Source organism: Salmonella sp. 741265050_HSA (assembly GCF_046569445.1).
GTDB lineage: Bacteria > Pseudomonadota > Gammaproteobacteria > Enterobacterales > Enterobacteriaceae > Salmonella > Salmonella enterica.
Genome location: NZ_JBKFSV010000004.1, coordinates 159453 through 180715 on the forward strand (window position 1 = coordinate 159453; position 21263 = coordinate 180715).

Consider the following 21263-nt stretch of genomic DNA (forward strand, 5'->3'; position numbering starts at 1 on the left):
TACCCGTCACTCTTCAAGCATAGCAGGAGCAAAGAGGGGATTATGCCAGCCAGGCCTTGATTTTGGCTTCAATGCCTGCGGCGTCGAGCCCCAGTTCCGCGCGGGCTTCTTCCTGCGTTCCTTGCGGGATAAAGAAATCCGGAAGACCGATATTCAGCACAGGTACAGGTTTACGATGGGCCATTAGCACTTCGTTTACGCCGCTGCCAGCGCCGCCCATAATGGCGTTTTCTTCCAGCGTCACCAGCGCGTCATGCTGCGCGGCCATCTCCAGAATTAGCGTGTCGTCCAGCGGTTTAACAAAGCGCATGTCGACCAGCGTGGCGTTCAGCGCTTCGGCGACTTTCGCCGCCTCAGGCATTAAGGTGCCAAAGTTCAGAATCGCCAGTTTTTCGCCATGACGCTTCACAAGGCCTTTACCAATAGGCAGTTTTTCCAGCGGGGTTAGTGCCACGCCCTGCGCATTACCGCGTGGATAACGTACTGCCGTCGGGCCGTCGTTATAGTGATACCCGGTAAATAACATCTGGCGACATTCGTTTTCGTCGCTTGGCGTCATGATCACCATATCCGGGATGCAGCGCAGATAGGAGAGATCGAACGCGCCCTGGTGTGTTTGTCCATCCGCGCCAACGATACCGGCGCGATCGATGGCGAACATGACCGGCAGTTTCTGGATAGCGACGTCATGGATAACCTGATCGTAGGCGCGTTGCAGGAAAGTAGAGTAGATCGCCACGACGGGCTTATAGCCGCCAATCGCCAGACCTGCGGCGAAGGTGACGGCATGCTGCTCGGCGATGGCGACGTCAAAATAGCGATCCGGGAATTTACGTGAAAATTCCACCATGCCGGAACCTTCGCGCATTGCCGGGGTGATCGCCATCAGCTTGCTGTCTTTGGCGGCAGTTTCACACAGCCAGTCACCGAAGATTTTTGAATAACCGGGCAGACCGCCGCTGCTTTTCGGCAAACATCCGCTGGAAGGATCAAATTTAGGCACCGCATGGAAAGTGATCGGATCTTTTTCCGCGGGCTCATAGCCGCGGCCTTTCTTGGTCATGATATGCAGGAACTGCGGGCCTTTCAGGTCGCGCATGTTCTTCAATGTGCTGATAAGCCCCATGACATCGTGACCATCGACCGGCCCGATGTAGTTAAAGCCCAGCTCTTCGAACAGTGTGCCCGGCACAACCATGCCTTTAATATGTTCTTCGGTACGCTTGAGCAGTTCTTTAATTGGCGGTACGCCGGAGAAGACCTTTTTTCCGCCTTCGCGCAGAGAAGAGTAAAGCTTACCGGAAAGTAGCTGCGCCAGATGGTTGTTGAGCGCGCCGACGTTTTCCGAAATCGACATTTCATTGTCGTTCAGAATGACCAGCATGTCGGGCCGGATATCGCCTGCGTGATTCATTGCTTCAAACGCCATACCGGCGGTGATGGCGCCGTCGCCTATCACACAGACGGTGCGGCGATCTTTGCCTTCTTTCTCCGCCGCCACGGCAATACCGATACCGGCGCTGATGGAGGTGGAGGAATGCCCAACGCTCAGCACATCGTATTCGCTTTCTCCGCGCCACGGGAACGGGTGCAGACCGCCTTTCTGGCGAATGGTGCCGATTTTGTCGCGACGACCGGTAAGGATTTTATGTGGATAAGCCTGGTGTCCAACATCCCAGATTAGCTGGTCAAACGGGGTGTTGTAGACATAATGCAGCGCCACGGTAAGTTCTACCGTGCCCAGCCCGGAAGCGAAGTGCCCGCTGGAACGGCTTACGCTGTCGAGTAAGTAGCGGCGTAGCTCGTCGCAGAGTTTCGGCAGACTCTCTTTCGGTAACAGTCGTAACTCCTGGGTGGAGTCGACCAATGCCAGGGTAGGGTATTTGGCTATATCAAAACTCATCGCAAGCTCATTGGATATGGGGTTTATTTATCACGCTGGATTATGTAGTTCGCTAGCGCTTCCAGTGCCGAGGTGTCCAGTGATTGCGCGGCCAGCTGATGTAACGACTGACGGGCGTCCTCTATCAGGTCCCGGGCTTTATTCCGGGCTTGCTCAAGACCCAGAAGTGCAGGGTAGGTACTTTTGCCAAGCTGCTGGTCTGCGCCCTGACGTTTACCTAACGTTGCAGTATCGCCCACCACATCCAGAATGTCATCCTGAACCTGGAAGGCAAGGCCGATACTCTCTGCATAGCGGTCAAGTATCGGCAGAGTATTCCGTCCTTTATCGCCCGCGCTCAATGCGCCAAGTCTAACGGCGGCGCGAATGAGCGCGCCGGTCTTATGGCGATGAATGCGTTCCAGCGCGTCCAGAGTGATCCGCTGGCCTTCTGCCGCCAGATCCAATGCCTGACCGCCGCACATACCGGCGATACCGCTGGCGTTTGCCAGTTCGGCGATCATCGCGATACGATCGCGATCGGCGACTTCCGGCATCGGCGCGTTGCTGATAATGGCAAACGCCAGCGTCTGCAACGCGTCTCCCGCCAGGATTGCGTTGGCTTCGCCAAATTTAATATGGCAAGTCGGCAGGCCGCGACGCAAATCGTCATCGTCCATTGCTGGCAGGTCGTCATGGATCAGCGAATAGGCATGAATGCATTCGACCGCCGCAGCTGGCGCATCCAGCGTTGCCGTACTGACGCCAAACATTTGACCGGTGGCGTAAACCAGAAATGGCCGCAGGCGTTTACCGCCTAATAATGCGCCATACTGCATGGCTTCGACCACGGGAGTGTTCTGAAAGGGCAGTGGCGCGATAAAACGGCTCAGCGCCTGATTCGCTTGCGTTACGCAAGCCTGTAGCTGCTGCGTAAAGTCCATTTACTCATTATCCGCGATAAAAGGCTCAGGTGAAGCCTCTTCATTATCAGACAGCAAAATTTGCACGCGCTGTTCCGCCTGCTGCAGTTTTGCCTGCCCCTGACGCGCCAGTTGTACGCCGCGCTCGAATTCATTCAGCGCGTCTTCCAGCGGCAAATCGCCGCTTTCCAGGCGGGTAACAATATGTTCCAGCTCGCTCAGCGCAGTTTCAAAGCTGGCGGGCGCCTCATTTTTCTTCGGCATGATGACTGTTTGACTCTCTGTAATGGCAGTACAAGTCTATGGTAACGGACTCACACTGATAAGCAAATAACGCGCAATGGTAAGGGGAAATGCGCAAGATGTCCGTGATAGTGATATACTTCTGCGCCTGGATGCAGCCGTAGGTATGGGCTGCTGTACTATTTCTCCACGACAAGCCTTAGATAGCTTGCTAAAGAACCATTGCCGCCATGAAGTTTATCATTAAATTGTTCCCGGAAATCACTATCAAAAGCCAATCTGTGCGTTTGCGCTTTATAAAAATTTTAACCGGGAACATCCGTAACGTTTTAAAGCACTACGATGAGACCCTCGCGGTTGTCCGTCACTGGGATAACATTGAAGTTCGCGCCAAAGATGAAAACCAGCGTCTGGCGATTCGCGACGCGCTGACCCGCATTCCGGGGATCCACCATATTCTTGAAGTCGAAGATGTGCCGTTCACCGATATGCACGACATTTTCGAGAAAGCGTTGGCGCAGTATCGCGAGCAGCTTGAAGGCAAAACCTTCTGCGTGCGCGTAAAACGTCGCGGTAAGCATGAGTTTAGCTCCATTGAGGTGGAGCGCTATGTCGGCGGCGGATTAAATCAGCATATTGAATCGGCGCGCGTGAAGCTCACTAACCCGGATGTGACGGTGCATCTGGAAGTGGAAGATGATCGCCTGCTGCTGATCAAAGGGCGTTATGAAGGTATTGGCGGTTTCCCGATTGGCACCCAGGAAGATGTGCTGTCGCTGATCTCCGGCGGTTTTGACTCCGGCGTCTCCAGCTATATGCTGATGCGTCGCGGCTGCCGCGTACACTACTGCTTCTTTAACCTTGGCGGCGCGGCGCATGAAATCGGCGTTCGCCAGGTGGCGCATTACCTGTGGAACCGCTTTGGCAGCTCCCATCGCGTGCGTTTTGTGGCGATTAACTTCGAACCGGTGGTCGGCGAGATTCTGGAGAAAGTTGACGACGGCCAGATGGGCGTGGTGCTCAAACGTATGATGGTACGCGCGGCGTCGAAAGTGGCGGAACGTTACGGCGTACAGGCGCTGGTGACCGGCGAAGCGCTGGGCCAGGTGTCCAGCCAGACGCTAACCAACTTGCGCTTGATCGATAACGTGTCTGACACGCTGATCCTGCGCCCGCTGATCTCTTACGATAAAGAGCACATTATCAACCTGGCGCGCCAGATTGGTACGGAAGATTTTGCCCGTACCATGCCGGAATACTGTGGCGTGATTTCAAAAAGTCCGACGGTGAAAGCCATTAAAGCGAAAATTGAAGCCGAAGAAGAAAATTTCGACTTCAGTATTCTCGATAAGGTGGTAGAAGAAGCGAACAACGTCGATATTCGTGAAATCGCCCAGCAGACCCAGCAGGAGGTGGTGGAAGTAGAAACCGTGAGCGGTTTTGGCGCCAACGATGTGATTCTGGATATCCGTTCTGTCGATGAGCAGGATGACAAGCCGCTGAAAGTGGAAGGCGTCGACGTGGTTTCGCTGCCTTTCTACAAGCTGAGCACTAAATTTGGCGACCTCGATCAGAGCAAAACCTGGCTGCTATGGTGCGAACGCGGCGTAATGAGTCGCCTGCAGGCGCTCTATCTGCGCGAGCAGGGGTTTGCCAATGTGAAGGTGTATCGCCCGTAATGACCATTTGCCCCGGACCGATACGCGCCGGGGCAAAGCGCCTCCCGTTAATGCAGAGGGGCGAGCGCGTGTAGTAGCTGGCTGGCGATATCTGGAATGGCTTCTGTGCTAAAAAATCCCATCGTCACCGCAATCGCAATTAACTTCTCTTTACTATCCAGAAGCGGGCAGGCAATAGACTGCGCGCCAGGGATCCCTTGCGTTGGATTGTAGCGAACCGCATAACCCTTCATTTTTGCCTGGCTAATCAGCTCTGCTTGCGTTTTGTCTTGCGCCTCAAAGCCGGAAAAACTCATCCATATTTGCCCTGCGGCGCTGGCGTGGAGCGGAACCGGCGTATTGGGAAGAAAATCGATATCAACGTTACGGAAGCTGCGATGATAATGTTTAAGCACTAACCCGGCATCCGTCGCCACCACAACGCCGGTGGAGTGATTAAAGGTATCGCGAAACGTGATCAATACGTTGTTAAGGTCGCGGATCGGATCGTGTTCAAATGAACGACTTTCTACCAGTTGGCGTAGCGTTGCGCCCAACAAATAAAGCCCTTTCTCATTTTGGCATAACATGCCAGTACGACACAGGGAGACCAGATATTTATGTAAGCGGCTTTTAGACAGGTTACAGCCTGTCGCGATATCAATAGCCCTGGCCTGACCGTTCTGGCTGGCAACAAAAGTCAGAATGTTAACGGCGATATCAACCGAATTCACGCCTTGAGATATTTCAGCCATATTTTTTCTCTTCTCAAATTCCCCGCAATTATACCATCGTGCGGGAAATCATGACTGCTTTTGCCTTTTAAAAAGATCTACCACTAAGTGATTAGATCTTGATACATCTCAAGTTAATCAATGGTGTACTTTGGTTCACTAATGGTGAATATTCTGGAGATTGAATCATGGAAGCATTACGTCATATTCGTTTAAAAAGAAGAACCTTATTGAAAGGGTTGGGAGTCGTGGGGCTGGCCTCGTTGAGCGCGAGTTTTCTAACGTTACGGCAGGCTAACGGTACGCCGCTGCCGCGTTTTCGCCTGAAGGCGTCGGATTACCGCACATTTCAGTCGACCTGTGCCATGGAGTGTCTGCACTGCAATCTCACCGCTTACGTATGGAAAGATCGCTTAATGAAAATCGAAGCGACGAAAGGTTTCAACGTGAAGTGCTGTTTGCGCGGAATTAGCCGCACGAAATGGGTGTACCACCCGTTACGTCTGACACAACCTTTGCTGCGGACGGGAGAAAAAGGCGAAGGCAAATTTAAACCGATTACCTGGAATGCGGCGCTGGATTTAATTGAGGAGAAAATTCGCGAAACCCTCGCTACGGACGGCAACAAAGGTTTATTACTGACTGCCGCATCAGGGAACATGGACTCCATCAAGAATGATATGGGTAAGGCATTTTTTGATTATCTGGGCGGCTCGACAAAACATGCCGGATCGTTATGCTGCGCCGCCGTCACTGCGGCTATGATGCCGATGGTCGGTTTACGCTATGCCGATACCCGCGACACAATAGCCGAAAGTCGTTATATCCTGTGCTGGGGAAATAACCCGGCAGTGACCATGCACGCCTATTTTAAACATTATTCGCAGGCGCAACGTAATGGGGCGCGGCTGGTGGTTATCGACCCCCGATTTAATGAAACCGCAGCCAAAGCGGACGAGTGGGTGCCGATTGTCCCCGGTACGGATATCGCGCTGGCGCTGGGAATGATTAACATTATTATGCAGGAAAAGCGGCACGATGCTGATTTTCTGCGCGCGCATACGGGCGCGGTGTATCTGGTGGATGACCAACAGCAGCTCATGCGCGCCGATCCACAGGATAAAGATAGCTATCTGGTCTTTGATACCGTGACCAAAACGTTGAAGCGGCATGATGAAGCGGGCGTGGTTCCGGCACTGCTCAGCGAGGAGCTGCCGACCAATAGCGCATTTACCACGGTGCTGGATGCGGTGTGGGAACAGGCGAAACCCTGGACGCCGCAGAAAGTAGAAACCGAAACCGACGTGCCTGCGCAGACCGTGTTACGCCTGGCGCGCGACTATGCCTCTACCCAGCCGGCGATGATTATCCAGAATATGTCAGGGGCGCAGCGAACGGAGTTTGGCACCTATGTCGCCGCCAGCCAGTTTTACCTGGCATTGATCACTGGCAATATCGGTAAACGTGGCGCGGGCGTTTGTGATGCTGGCGGCGTCAGACAGATGGCAAAATTTTCGCCGATTATTCCTCCTGCGTCCCATGCGGCAAAAATCCCCCCGATTCCCATTCCTAAAATCGGCGACTGGATCGTTAATGAAAAACCGCATCCTATTAAGTTCTGGTGGAACATGACGCTGGGCGCGATGACGCAACTTCCCAATACTAATCAGGTCCGGGAGGCCTTTAAAAAAGTACCGTTTGTCGTGGTAGCGGATAACCTGATGAGTTCGTCTGCGTTGTATGCCGATCTGGTGCTGCCCGTCACGACGATTTTTGAAGATGTCAGTTTAATGGCGGGCGTGCGCAGCCACTATGTACAGTTAATGGAAAAAGCGGTAGAGCCGCCTGGAGAAGCAAAGCCCGACTACTGGATTTTTGCCCGTCTGGCTGAACGTTTTGGTTTTGGCGAGGTGTTTAATCAACCCATCGAGCACTATATCGACGCCTGTCTTAAAGGATCGGGTATCACCCGTGAAATGTTGAAGAAAGGACCGGTGTGTCCCGTTGAGGAGGACTGGGTTCCCTTCAAAGATGGTCAGTTCCGCACGTCTACTGGCAAGGCCCATTTTTATATTGAGGAGTGGGCGAAAAAGCAATTTCTGCCCGTAGTGACGTGGAAACAGGTCAGCGAGTCGGTGAAAGGATCGCCAGAACTTGCCCGCCAATATCCGTTGATGGCGGTACAGCGCAAACTGGCGCGTAGCGTGCATTCCAGTCATGGTATGAATGAATGGATTCTGGAAGTTCAGCGTAATCGCCCTAACGTGATGATCCATCCGGAAGATGCGCGTCAGCGCCAGATTAAGGCGGGAGAATGGGTCGTCGTCTTCAACCATCGTGGCGAGCACCGGGCCATTGCCGACGTCACAACGCATATTAAGCAAGGCGTGGTGAGCCTCGATAATGGCTGGTGGGAGCAGCAGGGCGGAAGCAGTAGCCATGTGACCAACGATCAGGTGGAGCTATTGAGCAACGGACACTGTTGTAACAGCACACTGGTTGATGTGAGAAGGGAGGCTTAATCGTGACGAAGCAATATGGATTTCTTATCGATATGCAGAACTGTTATGGCTGCAAGACCTGTAGCATGGCCTGCAAATCCGAAAATATGACGCCGCTTGGCGTGTTATGGCGTCGAGTGCGCGAATGCCGTACCGATGAACCCAACACGCAGGCGTTTATCAGCATGTCCTGCAACCATTGTGACGATCCCCAGTGTATGAAGGTGTGTCCGGCGGGCACGTATACCAAGCGGGCGGACGGTATTGTGGTACAGGATCATGAACGCTGTATTGGCTGCCGGATGTGCATCATGGCCTGTCCGTGGAGCGCGCCGGTTTACGATCCGCAAGAGGGAAAAACCAGTAAGTGTAATCTGTGTGCGGAGCGGCTGGATGAAGGATTGCTGCCGCGCTGCGTGGAATCCTGTCCGGCAGGCGTGCTGCGCTTTGGTGATATTGAGGAGCTACGCAAAGAATACACTACGGAGTGGACGGTGCTGGAAAAACGCTACGGCTTGCCGGATCACAATCTCAGCGGACCTAATATCGTCATTATTCCGGCGCGGAGCTAAGGAGCGAAAAATGGAACACTATGAATTGCCATTGGTCTTTTTCACCGTTTTCGCGCAATGGGGAATTGGTGGCGTGCTGGCGTTAACGCTGTGTCAGCATTTCAGCTCGGCGAAATTTAGTGCAAAACAGCAGCGCCTGTTAGCGTTGCTATTCTGGATCGTTACGGTGACAGGTTCACTGGCCTCTCTCGTGCATCTGGGGACACCTGCTGGCGCATACCGCTCGCTGGTTGGGTTAGGCAAGTCCTGGCTTAGCCGGGAAGTGATAGCCTTTATTTTGCTGAATGGCGCGATGTTTTGCTGGTTAGCGTTAGGCTGGCTTAAGCCGAATCATTATCTGGTGCGCATTTTGGGCGGGGTGACGGCGCTGGTGGGGCTGGCTTCTATTCTGGTGACGTCGCAAGTCTATTATCAGATGGCGCTGCATCCGCTGTGGCACACGGTCGCTACGCCGGTGGGGTTCCTGGGCACGGCGGTACTGCTTGGTTTTATGAGCGTCGCGGTGGCGTATAGTTATTGGTATAACTCGTTTTCAGCGTTGTGTCGGGGAGGCATTGTGCTTGGCATCGTGCTGAGCGCAGGCGCGTTGTGGGTCCGATACCGTGTTCCGGGCGCTGATGCTGCAAGCCCGTTACTCTGGTGGCAGTTATGCGCCAGCCTTTGTGTCGCGGTATGGGGCGTTTCTCGTTTGCGCTACGGTGTGCATAGTTGGGCGTGGATCGCCTTCATTGTGACCGGTGAGCTGGCGGGAAGAATGCTGTTTTATTGCAATGTGATGAGCGGATCGCCGTGGTTCTAATCAGCACGGAAGCTGAGTATTGCCCGGTGGCGCAACGCTTACCGGGCCGACGGTTCTTGCACATTTGTAGGCCGGATAAGGTGTTTACGCCGCCATCCGGCAATCATTCTTATTCGTAGTAGTTATAAATCCCCGCCGCCATCACCAGTTGCGAAGCCACTTCATGCGCTTTTTCACGACCAACCAACAGGTCGATGATTTTCAAACCAAAATCGATAGCGGTACCCGGTCCCTGGCTGGTTAATAATTTTACCCGCGCATCCCACACCACACGCTTATCCTGCCACTGTTCGGCGGGGATCTTATCTTTCAGCGCTGGAAAACCGGTCATATTGCCGATAGGGAAGATATCGTGCGGCACGAGCACTGTGGCGGCTGCGGCGCAAATGGCTGCGACAATGCGCCCGGAGCGGTGAAACTGTTTTACGGTTTCGACCAGCAGCGGGCTGTCGCGAAAGCACTCGGCGCCTTTAATTCCGCCGGGCAACACGATGATGTCATAATCGCCGTCGGCAACTTCAACCAGCGGCGCATCCGCCAGTAGCTTTACACCGCGCGAGCAGACAATCGTCAGGTTGCCATCGCTGGCGACGCTGGCGGTAGTGACGTGGATTCCGCCGCGAACCAGCAGATCGATAGTGGTGACCGCTTCGGTCTCTTCACTACCAGGGGCGAGGCATACCAGTGCCTGAGCGCTCATACTCACTCTCCTTTCGCTTTACCATTTCAAACAGGCGGCTATTTTCCGGAACGGCGAGACCGTGCACGCGGGCGCGCTTGAGTAAATAACCGGTGATGTAGTCAATTTCGGTATGGCGCATGGCGCGCACGTCCTGCAACATGGATGAGATGTTTTCTGCCGTACTGTCAATCACTTGCTCAACATAATAGCGTAAATCGTCTGCCGATGTGTGGTAGCCTTCACGTTCAATCACGGCGGCGACCTCTTCGCAAATCGCGTTGATTTCATCAGTATGATGGCGCAGCTCGCCGTTCGGGCAGTTCCAAAGCGCGGTGAGCGGGTTGATAACACAGTTGACCGCCAGTTTGCGCCACATCTCTGCGCGGATATTGTTATGCCAGGCGACATCGGGCAGTACCCCCTGCAGGATATCGGCGAGATAACTGTAATCGCCGTCTTGCTCGCGCGCCGGGCCAATATGCGTAGTACCGTTAGCGACATGAATAATGATATTACCGTCGCGGCGCGCAGCATGGGTGATAGTCCCCATCAACATCGGCTGTTGGATATTTTGCAGTTCTTCTATGGTTCCCATTCCATTATGAATGAGCAGGATAGGCGACGTCACCGGTAGGGTTGACGCCAGGGTTCGTACTGCGTCGGAAACCTGCCACGCTTTCAGCGTGACTAATAACAGTTCGCTCTTCGCCAAAAAATCCGGATCGTTTGCCGTCAGTGATTCGTTGAAAAAGGAACCATCGGTATCGATCAGATTTACGCTGCAATAAGGTTGTGGCACCCGTAGCCAGCCCTGTACATCATGTCCGTGTTTGCACAGTGCCGAAAGCCAAAGTTGTCCTAAGGCTCCGCATCCCAGTACAGTAATTTTCATTGTTCCTCCTCACCTGCAACAGCGCCAGGTGTTATGGCGCTAATTATAGCGTCATCAGCTAAGCTTCTCGTTAAGCCTCGTTGCAGGTATTATGCAACGCAACGAAAATGAAGGGAGAAGAAAAGATGCCATCTTTCGATATTGTTTCTGAAGTTGATCTGCAGGAAGCGCGTAACGGCGTGGATAACGCGGTTCGCGAGGTTGAGTCTCGTTTTGACTTTCGTGGCGTAGAGGCGACTATTGAACTGAACGATGCCAATAAAACCATCAAGGTGCTGAGCGAGTCCGATTTCCAGGTCAATCAGTTGCTCGATATTCTGCGCGCCAAGCTGCTTAAACGCGGTATTGAAGGCGCTTCGCTGGATGTACCGGACGAGTTCGTGCATAGCGGTAAAACCTGGTATGTGGAAGCGAAGCTGAAGCAGGGCATTGAAAGCGCCGTGCAGAAGAAAATCGTCAAGCTGATTAAAGACAGCAAACTGAAGGTGCAGGCGCAAATTCAGGGGGAAGAGATTCGCGTGACGGGCAAATCACGTGACGATCTGCAATCGGTAATGGCGCTGGTTCGCGGCGGCGATTTGGGCCAGCCGTTCCAGTTCAAAAACTTCCGCGATTAAGTTGTTATGCCGGATAGAGCCTAGCCGCCATCCGGCAATGCAGCATTCATCCTTTGCTGATAAGCTGTTCAACTTCAAAGCGATTGGTCACTTTGCTGTCGATTTTGACGTAAGCGGAATGCTCTTCCGCCACGATCAGCGCTTCGCTTACGCCTTTCATTGCCAACAGTCGCTGTTTTAGCCTGTCGTCAGCAACGATATCCGCAGGAATTTCCACGCGCAGGCTGCTGACATAGGGCGGCTCTTTCATGGTACTTGCCACCGCCAGCCATACCATCGCCAGTACGGCCCCGGCAAGAAAAACGGTTTGCCCATCAAACGTGCCGTCTATCCAGCCGCCCAACGAGCCGCCAAGCGCCACGCCAAGAAACTGACTGGTAGAATAGACGCCCATCGCCGTTCCTTTATACCCCGCGGGCGACTCTTTGCTAATAAGCGAAGGCAGCAGCGCCTCCATCAGATTAAAGGCGAGGAAAAAGAGTTGTACGCCAATCACCAGCTCCCAGAAATGCTGGCCCGCTCCCCATAACACGATTTCTGCGACGATAATGAGCCCCACGCAGAACAGGAATACCTGCTTCATCCGCCGTTTGACTTCAGCATAGATAATAAAAGGCACGACGGCGGCAAAGGCGATCACCATGGTTGCCAGATACACCTTCCAGTGTTCGGCGGCAGGAAAACCGGCATCGGCAAGCTGGCCGGGCAGGGCGACAAAGGTGGACATCAATAAAATATGCAGACACATAATGCCGAAATTGAGCTTGAGCAGCCTCGGCTCCGCCAGCACTTTACTGAAGCTGCCTTTGACCATCCCGGATTCGCGATTCAGCACATGGTTGGTACTGTTGGGAACCACCCAGATCGTCAGAAGAATGCCCAGGGTGGCGAGGGCGGCGATCATCCAGAACAACGCGTTCAATCCCAGACTATGGGTAACAATCGGCCCTAATACCATCGCAATCGCGAAGGTGATACCAAAGCTGACGCCGATAAACGCCATCGCTTTGGTACGGTTTTGCTCGCGGGTGAGGTCAGACAGGAGCGCCATGACGGCGGCGGCAATAGCGCCGGACCCCTGTAGCGCTCGCCCCAGAATAATGCCCCAGATTGAGTGAGAGAGCGCGGCAATGACGCTACCCGCGACAAATACCGCCAGTCCGCCGACAATCAGCGGTTTGCGGCCAATGCGGTCGGACAGCAGCCCAAAGGGAATTTGAAAGATAGCCTGCGCCAGCCCGTAAATGCCGATCGCAATGCCGATTAATGCTTCGCTGGCACCCTGTAGCGCCATACCGTATGTGGTCAGTACTGGTAGAACCATAAACATGCCCAGCATACGCAACGAAAAGACGGTCCCTAAACCCCATGTGGCACGCAGCTCCCCTGGCGTCATTTTATAATCGTTCATTGCCACCTCTGTATGAAATTCGCACCTAGTGTAAAGCGCCAGGTTGGTTGGGTAAATATGCGCTTTATTAACAAATGTTGTGGTGGTGAGGGTAGGCCACGAGAGACGAAAAATGCCGGATGGCGATACTCACGTCGCTTATCCGGCCTACAGGTAACTTGCTTTTGTAGGCCGGATAAGGCATAAGCCGCCATCCGGCATAGAAGAGGTGACGATGAACTTACCAGACGTAAGTCAGCAGATTCTGCGAATTCGGCACCATAAAATCAACGGACATCATGATACTCAGCGCGGTAATCGCAATGATAGAGAAGCCGAACAGCTTGCGCGCCCAGACCTTATCATCTTCCACTTTGTAACCGCGTAGCGCCATGCCGAGCCACCAAACGCTGACCGCCGCGGCGACCACCAGGTATTTGTAACCAGCATAACCGCCCAACGTTAGCATTAGCGTTGCAACGGCAAACGCAATGATGTACAGCGTGATGTGGTTTTTAGCGACTGAGATTCCTTTTACCACCGGCAGAACCGGGATATTGGCCGCCTGATAGTCCTTAAAGCGGAAAATGGCGATGGCGTAAGAGTGCGGCATCTGCCAGAGGCTGAAAATAGCCAACAGGATCGCCGCGCCGCTGTCAAAGTCGCCCGTTACGGCGCAGTAGCCAATCACCGGCGGCGCTGCGCCGGAGAGAGAACCAATCAGCGTTCCGTAAACGGAGTGACGCTTCATGTACAAGCTGTACACGCCAACGTAGACCACGAAGCCCATCACCCCCAGCCAGCAGGCCAGAGGATTAGCGCCAAACCACAGCAGCATAAAGCCAGCAATACCCAGCAGGGTGGCGTATACCAGCGAGACGCCAGGAGAAATCAGGCCTTTGACCAGCACCCGATTCTTGGTCCTTTCCATCTTCCTGTCGATATCCCTGTCGATGTAGTTGTTAAATACACAACCCGACGCCACAACCAGTGACACCCCGACCAGCGTATAGATGAACAGGGGATAGTCAATGCTGCCCTTTGAAGCCAGCAGAAATCCCCCGATCACCGAGATCAGGTTGCCAAAGATGATGCCTGGTTTCGTTACTTGCAGGTATTGCTTAAACATCATACTCGCCGCTCTTAGTGCATCATCATGTTGTAGTTGAGGTTCCACATAATCCAGATGGAGCCCACAACCAGGATGGCGATGATCAGCACGGTAAAGATGAAGGCCGTCATGTTCCAGCCTTCATCAGATTTGGTGTTCATGTGCAGGAAACACACCAGATGCACCAAAATCTGCACCACTGCCATTGCCAGGATAGATCCCAGAATAACGGCCGGAGAGGCAGCGCCGGTCATCACCATCCAGAATGGAATAACCGTCAGGATGACCGACAGGATAAAGCCGGTCATGTACGTTTTTACGCTGCCGTGGGATGCGCCGCCGCTCTCGGTAGAATGACTCATTACATCGCCCCCATCAGATAAACAACAGTGAATACGCAAATCCAAATCACATCCAGGAAGTGCCAGAACAGGCTCAGGCACATGATGCGGGTACGGTTAGTGCTGGTCAGACCGCGACGGGCAACTTGCACCATCAGCACCGCCATCCAGATCAAACCGGAAGTGACGTGCAGACCGTGCGTGCCGACCAGCGCGAAGAACGCAGACAGGAAGCCGCTGCGATCCGGGCCCATACCGTTAACAATCAGGTGATGGAATTCATAGAGTTCCATCCCGATAAATCCGGCACCGAACAAGAAGGTCAACGCCAGCCAGGAGATAACCTGGCTCTTGTTGTTCTTGTGCATGGCGATCGCCGCCATGCCGTAGGTAATGGAGCTAAATAACAGCAGGAAGGTTTCAACCAGAACGAACGGCAGTTCGAAAATGTCCTTACCTGTCGGGCCGCCAGCGGTGCCGTTCACCAGAACGGCATAGGTAGCAAACAGAATAGAGAACAGAATACAGTCGCTCATCAGGTAGACCCAAAATCCGAAGATTTTGTTCTGGCCTGCGTCATGGTGCCCGTGTTCGTGCGCGTGGGCAGTCGCGTGCGTTAAAGTATCAGTTGCCATTTTTCAGCCCTGCCTTAGTAATCTCATCGAAATGCTGGTTTTCCAGTTTTTCGACTTCCGGGACCGGCACGTAGTAATCCACATCTTCATCAAAGCTTTTTACAATCCAGCTGATGATCATGCCTGCGAAACCCACTATCGCCAGCCACCAGATATGCCAGATCATGGCGAAGCCAAATACCGTCGCGAAGGCGGCGATAACAATACCGGCACCGCTATTTTTCGGCATATGAATCTCTTCATACTGTCCAGGCTGTTGGTACGCTTCGCCTTTTTCTTTCATTTCCCAGAAGGCGTCACGTTCGTGAACGTGCGGCACAACGGCAAAGTTATAGAACGGCGGCGGAGACGAGGTTGACCACTCCAGCGTACGGCCACCCCATGGGTCGCCGGTCAGATCGCGGTTCTGATCGCGGTCGCGAATAGAAACGAAGATCTGAATCAGTTGGCACAGGATACCCAGCGCAATCAGCGCGGCGCCGGCGGCGGCAACCATCAGCATCGTATGGAACTGCGGATCAATTTGCTGGCTGAGGCGACGGGTCATGCCCATGAAGCCCAGTACGTACAGCGGCATAAAGGCTACAAAGAAACCGATAATCCAGAACCAGAAGGCGCGTTTACCCCAGGTTTCGTTCAGCTTGAAGCCAAACGCCTTCGGCCACCAGTAGGTCATACCCGCGAAGCAGCCAAACACCACGCCGCCGATGATCACGTTATGGAAGTGCGCAATCAGGAACAGACTGTTGTGCAGGACGAAGTCCGCGCCCGGTACCGCTAGCAGAACGCCGGTCATACCGCCGACCGAGAAGGTCACGATAAAGCCGATGGTCCACATCATTGCGGAATGGAAGACGATACGGCCCTGATACATGGTGAACAACCAGTTGAAGATCTTCACCCCGGTCGGGATGGCGATAATCATGGTGGTGATACCGAAGAAGGCGTTAACGTTCGCGCCTGCGCCCATCGTGAAGAAGTGGTGCAGCCAAACGATAAACGACAGTACGGTAATACAGACGGTCGCCCAAACCAGCGAGGTATAGCCGAACAGACGTTTACGCGAGAAGGTCGCTGCGATTTCGGAGAATACCCCGAAGACCGGCAGAATCAGAATGTACACTTCCGGATGGCCCCAGGCCCAAATCAGGTTGATGTACATCATCATGTTGCCGCCCATATCGTTGGTAAAGAAATGGGTGCCCAGATAGCGATCCAGGGTCAGCAACGCGACGGTAACCGTCAGAATCGGGAAAGAGGCGATGATCAGTACGTTGGCGCACAAAGAGGCCCAGGTAAAGACCGGCATCTTGAACATTGTCATACCCGGCGCACGCATCTTCAGGATCGTCACGAAGAAGTTGATACCGGTTAACGTCGTACCAATACCCGAGAGTTGCAACGCCCATATCCAGTAATCGACCCCGACGCTGGGACTGTACTCTATTCCCGATAGCGGCGGATAAGCCAGCCACCCTGTCTGCGCGAATTCACCCACGCCCAGCGAGAGGTTAACCAGGATAACGCCGACAACGGTGAACCAGAAGCTCAGGTTGTTCAGGAAAGGGAACGCAACGTCGCGCGCGCCGATCTGCAGCGGAACCACCAGGTTCATCAGACCGATAACGAAGGGCATCGCCACGAAGAAGATCATGATTACGCCGTGAGCGGTAAAGATCTGATCGTAGTGGTGCGGCGGTAGAAAACCCGCTTCGCCGGCGGAGGCAAGCGCCTGCTGGCTACGCATCATGATGGCATCGGCGAAACCACGTAACAGCATCACAATCGCGACGATGATATACATGATGCCGAGGCGTTTATGGTCAACTGACGTTAACCACTCTTTCCATAGGTAGGTCCACTTACCGAAGTAAGTAATCGCTGCCAGTATCGCCAGTCCCCCGACGATAATTGCAGCGATCGTTACCATGACGATAGGTTCATGGAACGGTACTGCATCCAGTGATAATTTTCCGAACATCTTATCTTCCTCAACCCTTGGAGTTGGCGGATTCCGCGTGGCTCATGTCCATACCTTCCATTCCTTCATGCGAGCTGTGCTCACCTTCAGGTTGGGTCATGTCCATGCTCTTACCGTGGTCCATGAATTTGTTAATAACGTCCTTGAACAAATCTGGTTTCACGCTGGAGAAATATTCCACCTTGTTGTACTCGCTTGGCATAGCCACTTTCTCGAACGCCGCCATATCATTCATGGTGTTCGGAGACTGCTTCGCTTTTGCGACCCATTGGTCGAATTCTGCGCGGTCTTTGGTGGCGATAGCTTTAAACTTCATACCAGAGAAGCCCGGGCCGCTATAGCTGGCGGAGATGCCATCGTAGGTTCCGGGTTCGTTGGCGATCAGATGCAAACGTGTTTGCATACCGGCCATGGCATAAATTTGGCTACCCAGACGCGGGATAAAGAAGGAGTTCATCACGGAGTTGGAGGTCACTTTGAAATAAACCGGCGTGTTCGCCGGGAAGGCGATCTCGTTGACGGTGGCGATACCCTGCTCCGGATAGATGAAGAACCATTTCCAGTCCATGGAAACCACTTCGATGGTGATCGGTTTTTCGTCATGCGCCAGCGGCTTGCTTGGTTCAAGCGCGTGCGTGGTTTTCCAGGTCAGTACGGCAAGGAAAATGATGATCAAGATAGGCACCGTCCAGACCACAGCTTCCACTTTATTGGAGTGTGACCAGTTCGGGCTATACTTCGCATCCTTATTACTCGCACGATACTTCCAGGCGAAACCAACAGCCATCAAGATGGCGGGAATAACGACGATCAACATCAGGCCAAATGCCGTCAGTATCAGCGAACGTTGCTCCAGTCCAATCTGTCCTTTGGGATCCAGCAGCGCAGAATTACAGCCACTGAGTAATGCAGTGCCTGCAATTAATGACAACCATCCCAAACTTTTATTGTATTTCCTGAGTCTCATTTAACGACCTCAATTCCACGGGACCTGGTGGCGTTTAAAGTGTAGGGGCATTTTACGGTAAGGTTACATTACTGTAAACATGATTGGTTCTGTGTTACCAAGTTCTGCCGCGCATGTCACATATGTTGCCAAGTATGTCGAAATAACTTTAAGACACTGTTGAAACTTTGCGTTATAACGGATGAGGTCTGTAAGTGGGATGTTGAGGGATAATTGGTATAACCAATGTAAAAATAAAACAATTACTTAACAATTTTTTATCAATAAAAGGACAATCAACGGCGGAAATTTAAATTTAATCGGCTGAATCGTGTAAAGAAAATAGGTAGCGTAGAAATTACCAATAATTTCCAAAATTCTGTTGCGCACAAAAAGACAAATATATTTTTTATCAATTGATGGTTATTTAGCCGTTATAATTCCGGGTCGTTATTACAACGGCAAATAATGTTTTAGAGCAGGCGTGTTTTTCGTAGCGCCAGGTAATCCAGTAACCCGCCAAAGACAATGCCGCACACGGCAACCGCTACCGCAGTCTCAAGCAATCCGGACAGGAATGAGAAGTTAGTGTAATCCACCGCGTTCATGGTCAGCAGGAGTACCCAGACCGCCAGCAAAGCGACGCCCGCGAGCAGGATTGAAAGCGCGAAATTGTAGGCGCCACGGTATTGCGTGCGGGGAATGAAACGCTCGCTCTGCCAGCTATATTCCAGCGTTTGCCGACAGACCAGCAACAGTAACAGCCCGGGAACGGCGGCGACAACCGAGAAGAGGTAGAATGTCGGCCAGCCGTGCGCTTCAACGAACCAGCCCGCTACAGGACCAACATAAACGCGGCCTACTGCGGAGAGGGCCGACAGTAGGGCAAACTGTGTTGCGGAAAACGACTTATTACATAGCGTCATTAATAAGGCGACAAAGGCGGCAGTCCCCATCCCGCCGCACAGATTTTCGAAAAAGACCGCCGCGCCCATGCTGAACATGTTTTTATCGGTAATGGAGAGCAACCAGTAACCGGCGTTGGACGCGCCTTGCAAAATGCCGAAAATCAGCAGCGCGCGAAACAGCGAAAGACGCTGCATTAATATGCCGCCGTATAACGCGCCGACGATCGTCGCCAGCAGGCCCAGCGTTTTATTGACCACGCCGACTTCGCCGGCGTCAAAGCCGACGCCGCGAATCAAAAAGGTGGTGGTCAGGCTCATGGCGAAGGCGTCACCCAGTTTATAAAGCACAATGAGCAGTAAAATCAGCCAGGCGTTATTACGGCCAAAGAAATCGCGTAGCGGCGCGACGACGGCCTGTTCCAGCGATTTCGGGGACGGGATAGTATCGGTCGGTTCCGGCGCCAGTAAGGTGGCGATAATGCAGGGGATCAGCAATGCCGCCATCAGCCAGTACATGCCCTGCCAGCCGAGCCAGCGATCGGCCAGCCATAGCGCCAGTCCGCCGGAAACCAGCATCCCCAACCGGTAGCCAAGCACGCTGATTGCCGCGCCAGCGCCGCGTTCTTCTGCGGGTAAAACATCGGTTTTCCAGGCGTCGAACACGATATCCTGCGAGGCGGAGCAAAAAGCAATCACCACCGCCAGCGCCGCCATCCAGCGTAGCTGCGTGCCGGGTTCAAGAAAGCCCATCGCCGCAATCGCCGCCAGTAACAACAGTTGGGTGGCGAGTAACCAACCGCGACGACGACCTAAAAAAGGCGGCGTGTAGCGGTCCATCAGCGGGGACCAGAGAAACTTAAACACATAGGCCTGACCAACCAGCGAGAAGAAGCCAATCGTTTTAAGATCGATATTCTCGACGGTCATCCACGCCTGTAGCGTACCGGAGGTGAGCGCCAGCGGGAGGCCAGAGGCAAAACCCAATATCAGCAGAATGGCTGAACGCGGTTGCTGGAAAATACGTAAATATTGACTTGACATAGGCATCTACAGACCCGGCTTCTGCCGGGTCTTGTTGTTGCTATTAACGGGCATTTTGCTTGATAAAATCGTGAATACTGGTGTCCTGAGACATATCAGCAATGGTATCGGTCAGAACGCTGTTCACCGCGTCGGCAATATTCTGGTTAGAGGCCTGGAACGCCCCTTCAATAGAGTAGTTGGCGCGATAGTTTTTGGTCATCTTGCTGCCATTTGCCGCGGTCGCAATAATCGCGATATCCGCTTTGGTCGCGATGTTGTAGCGCACGCTGCCCTGGGAAACATCAGCATACAGTTGGTTAACAATAATCTGCAGATTAACCGCGCCGTTAGGCCCGATCATATAGCCCCGCGCCGTCATCTGTTTTTCCAGGACTTCTTGTAACAGGAAGCGTAAATCGCGGGAGGTGGTTAACGTTACCAGCTGGTTGTTACGCGTGACTTTCGCTAACGCCTGATCCTGGCGCTGGTCCGCGCCGGTAATGCTAACGGTGACGCCCATCAGGCTCGGGTCCTGCTGTGGCAAGGTGATCTTCGGCGCGACGTCAATGGTTGTCGGCGGTGTGGCGCATCCTGCCAGCATAAACAGAGCGACTAACGGAAAGAGAAGTTTTTTTAACATATTCAGGCTCTCAATGACGCTTAAAACGTGATAGGTAAAAATTCCCGCCATCATAACACCGCTAACGGCGAGGGGAAGTGGTCAACGCAGGTAAATTCGTCGTAATGTCCGATTTGGTATTGATAACGGCGCGAGCGGGGATTTTGAGCGCTAAAAGAATGATTAAGGCAGTAAACTTCATACGTTTGGCTGAAATAATCAGACGAAAGCTAAATTTTTGTTGTCATGCTGTAATGGAAACGGTAAAAGCGGCTAGTATTTAAAGGGATGGGTGACATCACAGCGTTGTCGGAGGAGATTTTCATGATGATACGTGAGCAAATAGAAGAAAAATTAAGGACAGCGTTCGACCCCGTGTTTCTCGAAGTTGTGGATGAAAGCTATCGTCACAATGTTCCTGCAGGATCGGAAAGCCATTTTAAGGTCGTGCTGGTGAGCGATCGCTTTACAGGCGAACGTTTTCTTAATCGTCATCGGATGATTTACGGTACGTTAACGGCGGAACTCTCCACAACCGTACATGCGCTGGCACTGCATACTTATACCCTCAAAGAGTGGGAAGGGTTGCAGGATACTATCTTCGCGTCGCCTCCTTGTCGCGGCGCGGGAAGCATCGCGTAGCAAAACGGATTTGCAACTACCTCCGCTTTTCCAGTATGTTGCTACAGAATTATGTGAAAACGGCCTGCGGGCCGTTTTGTTTTGTCTGAATTTTGAGCGTGTCGTACAGTATTCAGACAAAAATTAGCCGAGAATTGTGAAAACCGCCGCAGCATCGCACAATC

Annotated in this window: 20 protein-coding genes; 6 read left to right on the forward strand and 14 right to left on the reverse strand. The window is 53.0% G+C overall.

What is annotated here, in order from left to right; translation table 11 throughout:
• Positions 1–40: 40 nt before the first annotated feature.
• The 3 genes from dxs to xseB are packed head-to-tail and all read right to left on the reverse strand — an operon-like array spanning position 41 to position 3069.
• The gene (gene dxs / locus ACLD4F_RS11655; RefSeq protein ID WP_000006777.1) at positions 41–1903 is read right to left on the reverse strand and encodes a 1-deoxy-D-xylulose-5-phosphate synthase; all 1863 of its coding nucleotides are present in this window, start codon (positions 1901–1903) and stop codon (positions 41–43) included.
• A gap of 23 nt (positions 1904–1926) precedes the next feature.
• Positions 1927–2826 (reverse strand): (2E,6E)-farnesyl diphosphate synthase, encoded by a 900-nt coding sequence (ispA, locus tag ACLD4F_RS11660; RefSeq protein WP_046598419.1) that lies wholly within the window; start codon positions 2824–2826, stop codon positions 1927–1929.
• Entirely contained in the window at positions 2827–3069 is a 243-nt protein-coding gene (gene xseB / locus ACLD4F_RS11665; RefSeq protein ID WP_001124944.1) for an exodeoxyribonuclease VII small subunit, read from the reverse strand.
• A 209-nt stretch (positions 3070–3278) separates the two neighbouring features.
• Between xseB and thiI the strand changes: the two genes are divergently transcribed.
• Positions 3279–4727, forward strand: a complete 1449-nt coding sequence (gene thiI, locus ACLD4F_RS11670; protein ID WP_000668648.1) for a tRNA uracil 4-sulfurtransferase ThiI — start codon at positions 3279–3281, stop codon at positions 4725–4727.
• A 47-nt stretch (positions 4728–4774) separates the two neighbouring features.
• On the opposite strand, the gene ACLD4F_RS11675 is transcribed toward thiI, so the two are convergent.
• Positions 4775–5461, reverse strand: a complete 687-nt coding sequence (locus ACLD4F_RS11675) for a helix-turn-helix domain-containing protein (protein ID WP_000808044.1) — start codon at positions 5459–5461, stop codon at positions 4775–4777.
• A 167-nt stretch (positions 5462–5628) separates the two neighbouring features.
• Here ACLD4F_RS11675 and ACLD4F_RS11680 point away from each other — a divergent pair, with 167 nt between their 5' ends.
• From ACLD4F_RS11680 to ACLD4F_RS11690, 3 genes are read left to right on the forward strand one after another with little or no spacing between them, the layout of a single operon-like run.
• Positions 5629–7962, forward strand: a complete 2334-nt coding sequence (locus ACLD4F_RS11680) for a molybdopterin-dependent oxidoreductase (RefSeq protein WP_000387839.1) — start codon at positions 5629–5631, stop codon at positions 7960–7962.
• Positions 7963–7964: 2 nt separating this feature from the next.
• Complete coding sequence (locus ACLD4F_RS11685; protein WP_001533962.1) at positions 7965–8513, forward strand: 4Fe-4S dicluster domain-containing protein; 549 nt, start codon at positions 7965–7967, stop codon at positions 8511–8513.
• Between the two features lie 10 nt (positions 8514–8523).
• On the forward strand, positions 8524–9312 hold the full coding sequence (locus ACLD4F_RS11690) for a dimethyl sulfoxide reductase anchor subunit family protein (protein ID WP_079944487.1): 789 nt from the start codon (positions 8524–8526) through the stop codon (positions 9310–9312).
• Between the two features lie 109 nt (positions 9313–9421).
• Here the strand turns inward: ACLD4F_RS11690 and yajL are convergent, their stop codons facing one another.
• Both yajL and panE read right to left on the reverse strand, forming a co-directional pair.
• Positions 9422–10012 carry a protein deglycase YajL gene (gene yajL / locus ACLD4F_RS11695; RefSeq protein WP_001275809.1) on the reverse strand — a complete coding sequence of 197 codons (591 nt, stop codon included), beginning with the start codon at positions 10010–10012 and terminating at the stop codon, positions 9422–9424.
• On the reverse strand, positions 9975–10886 hold the full coding sequence (panE, locus tag ACLD4F_RS11700; RefSeq protein ID WP_000705816.1) for a 2-dehydropantoate 2-reductase: 912 nt from the start codon (positions 10884–10886) through the stop codon (positions 9975–9977). The genes yajL and panE overlap by 38 nt, the downstream gene beginning before the upstream one ends.
• Before the next feature lie 125 nt (positions 10887–11011).
• On the opposite strand from panE, the gene ACLD4F_RS11705 reads away from it, so the two are divergent.
• The gene (locus ACLD4F_RS11705; RefSeq protein WP_001138913.1) at positions 11012–11503 is read left to right on the forward strand and encodes a YajQ family cyclic di-GMP-binding protein; all 492 of its coding nucleotides are present in this window, start codon (positions 11012–11014) and stop codon (positions 11501–11503) included.
• Positions 11504–11549: 46 nt separating this feature from the next.
• Here the strand turns inward: ACLD4F_RS11705 and ACLD4F_RS11710 are convergent, their stop codons facing one another.
• The 8 genes from ACLD4F_RS11710 to ACLD4F_RS11745 form a co-directional block, all read right to left on the reverse strand.
• Entirely contained in the window at positions 11550–12914 is a 1365-nt protein-coding gene (locus ACLD4F_RS11710) for an MFS transporter (RefSeq protein WP_001000935.1), read from the reverse strand.
• Positions 12915–13134: 220 nt separating this feature from the next.
• Positions 13135–14025, reverse strand: a complete 891-nt coding sequence (gene cyoE / locus ACLD4F_RS11715) for a heme o synthase (protein ID WP_000971352.1) — start codon at positions 14023–14025, stop codon at positions 13135–13137.
• 11 nt (positions 14026–14036) lie between these two features.
• Complete coding sequence (locus ACLD4F_RS11720) at positions 14037–14366, reverse strand: cytochrome o ubiquinol oxidase subunit IV (RefSeq protein ID WP_000019878.1); 330 nt, start codon at positions 14364–14366, stop codon at positions 14037–14039.
• The gene (locus ACLD4F_RS11725; protein WP_000179833.1) at positions 14366–14980 is read right to left on the reverse strand and encodes a cytochrome o ubiquinol oxidase subunit III; all 615 of its coding nucleotides are present in this window, start codon (positions 14978–14980) and stop codon (positions 14366–14368) included. The genes ACLD4F_RS11720 and ACLD4F_RS11725 overlap by 1 nt, the downstream gene beginning before the upstream one ends.
• Complete coding sequence (gene cyoB / locus ACLD4F_RS11730; RefSeq protein WP_000467158.1) at positions 14970–16961, reverse strand: cytochrome o ubiquinol oxidase subunit I; 1992 nt, start codon at positions 16959–16961, stop codon at positions 14970–14972. Before cyoB ends, ACLD4F_RS11725 begins: the two co-directional genes overlap by 11 nt.
• A gap of 10 nt (positions 16962–16971) precedes the next feature.
• A complete protein-coding gene (gene cyoA, locus ACLD4F_RS11735) occupies positions 16972–17928 on the reverse strand; it encodes a cytochrome o ubiquinol oxidase subunit II (protein WP_001239448.1) in 957 nt (318 codons plus the stop codon).
• A gap of 452 nt (positions 17929–18380) precedes the next feature.
• Positions 18381–19856: a muropeptide MFS transporter AmpG gene (gene ampG, locus ACLD4F_RS11740; RefSeq protein ID WP_023203028.1), complete on the reverse strand. Its 1476-nt coding sequence runs from the start codon at positions 19854–19856 to the stop codon at positions 18381–18383.
• Between the two features lie 43 nt (positions 19857–19899).
• Entirely contained in the window at positions 19900–20478 is a 579-nt protein-coding gene (locus tag ACLD4F_RS11745; protein WP_411010851.1) for a lipoprotein, read from the reverse strand.
• Positions 20479–20781: 303 nt separating this feature from the next.
• Between ACLD4F_RS11745 and bolA the strand changes: the two genes are divergently transcribed.
• Positions 20782–21099: a transcriptional regulator BolA gene (gene bolA, locus ACLD4F_RS11750; RefSeq protein WP_000973433.1), complete on the forward strand. Its 318-nt coding sequence runs from the start codon at positions 20782–20784 to the stop codon at positions 21097–21099.
• Positions 21100–21263 lie beyond the last annotated feature (164 nt).